This window comes from Leptolyngbya sp. BC1307 (assembly GCF_002286735.1).
GTDB lineage: Bacteria > Cyanobacteriota > Cyanobacteriia > Phormidesmidales > Phormidesmidaceae > Phormidesmis.
On record NZ_NRTA01000147.1, the window covers coordinates 1 to 1,192 of the forward strand.

Annotated in this window: 1 protein-coding gene; it reads left to right on the top strand. The window is 52.3% G+C overall.

What is annotated here, in order from left to right; genetic code table 11:
- On the top strand, window positions 1-1,139 hold a 1,139-nt coding region (locus CKL79_RS22450), incomplete at its 5' end, for a transposase (RefSeq protein ID WP_121971712.1).
- Window positions 1,140-1,192: the final 53 nt, after the last annotated feature.

Sequence of the window (1,192 nt, forward strand, 5' to 3'; positions counted from 1 at the left end):
TGAATGAACTGGCCACAGTCGCACCCGAGTGGCTAACGACAATTGCGCCGGATGAGTGGTACCTGCGCTACGGGCGACGCGTCGAGGACTACCATCTGCCGAAGTCAGATGCAAAGCGGAGTGCGTATGCTCAGCAGGTAGGCGAAGATGCCTACTATCTACTGTCCTGCCTAGAAACATCAGAGATAGGCGACTGGCAGAGCTTCGCTCAGGTCAAAGCACTGAAGCTGATGCTGGCGCGTCATTACGAATACACCACAGATGCTCCAGTAGGGAAGCGCGTCCGCTGGAAGTCAAAAAAGGAACTACCCCGCGCTGAAGAAGGCATCGAGTCGCCCTATGACGTGGCGGCTCGGTTTCGTTCTCGGCGCGGGGTGAACTGGATAGGCTACGCTGTTCATTTCAGTGAGACGTGTGATGATGATAGTTGTCACCTGATTACTCATGTAGAAACAACAGATGCAACAGTCCATGAAGCGCAGCGCACAGAGGCGATTCATCAATCGCTAGCAGACAAACAACTGTCGCCATCAGAACACTTTGTTGATTCTGCATACGTCAGTGCAGAGATTCTTGTAAATGCTAAACAACAACAGATTGAGATAGTGGGGCCAACCCGTCAAAATGCTAGCTGGCAATCAAAGACGGAAGGCGCGTACGACGAGGCGCAGTTTGACATTGACTGGAAGAAGGAAACCGTGACTTGTCCAGAAGGAAAGCACTCTAACAGTTGGAAAACGCGCGTTCAGGAAAGTGGTAGAACTTACGTCCAAGTCAGGTTTAGTCAGCAGGACTGTAGGACGTGCGCCGCCAAAGAGCTATGCACAAGGGGAGTGCAGCGAAGTTTAGCATTCTTACCACAGGAGAAGTACGAAGCGCTAGAGCAGGCAAGGGCAACTCATAGCAGCTCAGAAGGAAAAGAACGCTACAAACGCAGAGCCGGTATTGAAGGCACCCTTTCACAGGGTGTCCGCAGCTTCGGATTACGGCGCTCTCGCTACCGTGGCTTAGCGAAGACGCACTTACAGAATATGGCAATCGGCGCGGCGATCAACTTCGACCGTCTGGTCAGCTGGTTTGACGGGGTACCGATAGCCAAGACGCGAGTGTCCCGATTCAAAGCGCTGAAGTCTGCTTGAATCCCCTGTACGACAAGGTTTCATATGACTAGCTATGAGTTAGCCAACAGTAT